Origin of the sequence: Burkholderia sp. LMG 13014, from assembly GCF_905232215.1 — a bacterium.
GTDB lineage: Bacteria > Pseudomonadota > Gammaproteobacteria > Burkholderiales > Burkholderiaceae > Burkholderia.
The window spans coordinates 1-2276 of record NZ_CAJNKE010000786.1 but is presented as its reverse complement, the minus strand read 5'-3'; the positions used below and the strand labels follow the sequence as shown (position 1 = coordinate 2276).

Annotated in this window: 2 protein-coding genes; both read right to left on the bottom strand. The window is 65.6% G+C overall.

The features are described 5' to 3' along the window. The coding region (locus JYJ84_RS34590; protein WP_205190118.1) for a GMC family oxidoreductase at positions 1-1738 on the bottom strand (1738 nt) is incomplete at its 3' end. Continuing rightward, positions 1738-2276, bottom strand: a 539-nt coding sequence (locus JYJ84_RS34585) for a gluconate 2-dehydrogenase subunit 3 family protein (protein WP_205190117.1), incomplete at its 5' end; no start/stop codon positions are given. The genes JYJ84_RS34590 and JYJ84_RS34585, both read right to left, overlap by 1 nt.

The window sequence follows — 2276 nt, the reverse complement described above, 5'->3', positions numbered from 1 at the left end:
CGCGGATCGCACGCGCCGACCAGTAGGCCAGCGCCGCGATGATCCCGGTCGGGTTGTAGCCGATGCCCTGCGGCAGCGCCGACGCGCCCATCACGAACACGTTGTGCACGTCCCAGCACTGCAGGTAGCGGTTCAGCACGCTCGTCTTCGGGTCGGTGCCCATGATCGCGCCGCCGACGAGGTGCGTCGTCTGGTACGCGCGCGAATCGAAGTGCTTGCCGAACTCGCGCGTCGACACGCCGATCGCCTTCGGCCCCATCGCCTCCGCGATCTTCTTCATCTGCCCGGTCACGTACTGCGCCATCTTGATGTCGTTGTCCTTCCAGTCGAACGTCATCCGCAACAGCGGCTGGCCGTACGAATCGCGATAGGTCGGATCGAGGTCGAGATACACGTCGCGGTACGACATGTTGGTGCCGTGCGCGTCCATCGAGATCGTGTGCGCGTAGTTGTCCTTGACCGCCTTCTTCCACGCCGAGCCCCACTGCGGCGTGCCGGGCGGCGTCGCGATGCCGCTGATCGGCTTCACGCCGGCCTGGTTCACCCACAGCGGCGAGCCGCCGACGAAGCCGAGCGGGCCGTGGTCGAAGTTGTCCGCGTTGAAGTCATCGACCGCGACGCCGTTGCCGCCCGCGCCGATGAACGGGTTCGTGTAGGTGTCCTTGTCGAAGAATGCCTTGATCGTCGACAGGTTCTGGTACGCGAAATTGCGGCCCACGACGCCTTCGCCCGAGATCGGGTCGTACGGCTTGCCGATGCCCGACAGCAGCAGCAGATGCACGTTGTGATACTGGAACGCGGCCACGATCACGAGATCGGCCGGCTGGTGCACTTCACGCCCGGCCGGATCGACATAGGTCACGCCCGTCGCGCGCTTCTTCGTGTCGTCGAGGTCGACGCGCAGCACGTGGCACTTCGAGCGCAGCTCGAAGTTCGGCGCCTGCTTCAGCGCGGGCAGGATGTTCAGGTTCGGCGACGCCTTCGAGTACATGTAGCACGCGTAGTCGCTGCAGTAGCCGCAGAAGTTGCACGGCCCCATCTGCACGCCGTACGGGTTCGTGTACGGGCCCGACGTGTTCGCCGACGGCAGCCGGTACGGATGCAGGCCGAGCGATTTCGCCGCGTCGGAGAAGCGCTGCGCCGAATACGTGTTGAGCTGCGCGGGCAACGGGAAGTTGTCGCTGCGGTTCGCTTCGAACACGTTGCCGTCGCCGACCACCTTGCCGCCGACCTTGTACGCCTGCCCCGATGTGCCGAACACCTTTTCGGCGAAGTCGAAATACGGCTCGAGCTCGTCGTAGGTCACGCCCGTGTCCTGGATCGTCATCCCTTCGGGGATGAACTTCTTGCCGTAGCGCTCTTCATAGTGGCTGCGCAGGCGCAGCTCTTCCGGCGTGATCCGAAAATGCACGCCCGACCAGTGCAGACCCGCCCCGCCCACGCCTTCGCCCGGCAGGAACGCGGCGAGCTGCCGGTACGGCAGCGCGGTGTCGCTCACACCGTGGCGGATCGATACCGTCGTCTTCGACAAGTCGAGGAACAGCTTCTTGCGGATGTTGTAGGTCAGCTCGTCGATCGTGTTCGGATACGCGCCGTCCGGGTAGGTGTCGCGATACTCGCCGCGCTCGAGCGCGACGACATTCAGGCCTGCTTCGGTCAGTTCCTTCGCGAGAATCGCGCCGGTCCAGCCGAAGCCGACGATCACCGCATCGACATGCGGCTTTTTCTCTGCGGCCATCAGCTGCGCTCCCCGTTGATCGAGACGGGGCCGTACGGATAGGGCTTGCCGCTCTGGTTGACGAAATCCATGAAGTCCGCGCGCGCGCCCGGAAAGCCGATCATCTTCCATGCGGCCATGTCGTAATTGCCGCCATGCACCGGATCGCAGAAGTAGCCTTCGCGCGTGTTCTGCAGCAGCTGGCCGAAGAACACGCCAGGCGGCACGTCGTCGATCTGCGCGCCACCCTTCTCCAGCGCGCCGAGCACCGTGTCGCGCGTCGGCGCGTCGAGATCCGCGAACGCCTTGCCGTGGGTCTTCTCGCAATAGCGGTTGACCGCCGCGATGCCGAGCCGGTAGATGTCGCGCGGCACCAGCTTCAACTGGTAGCCGAGCTCGGGCACGCCCTGCTGGAACGGCCCCTGCATGTACCAGGTCGCGCCGTGCGCATACGGCGTCTCCATCTGGCGATCGATGAATTCGGGCACGCCCGATTCGAGCGCGCCGGGGCCTTCGGCGTCGGCCGGAATCAGCCGGTCGACGGCGGCCTGGACGAACG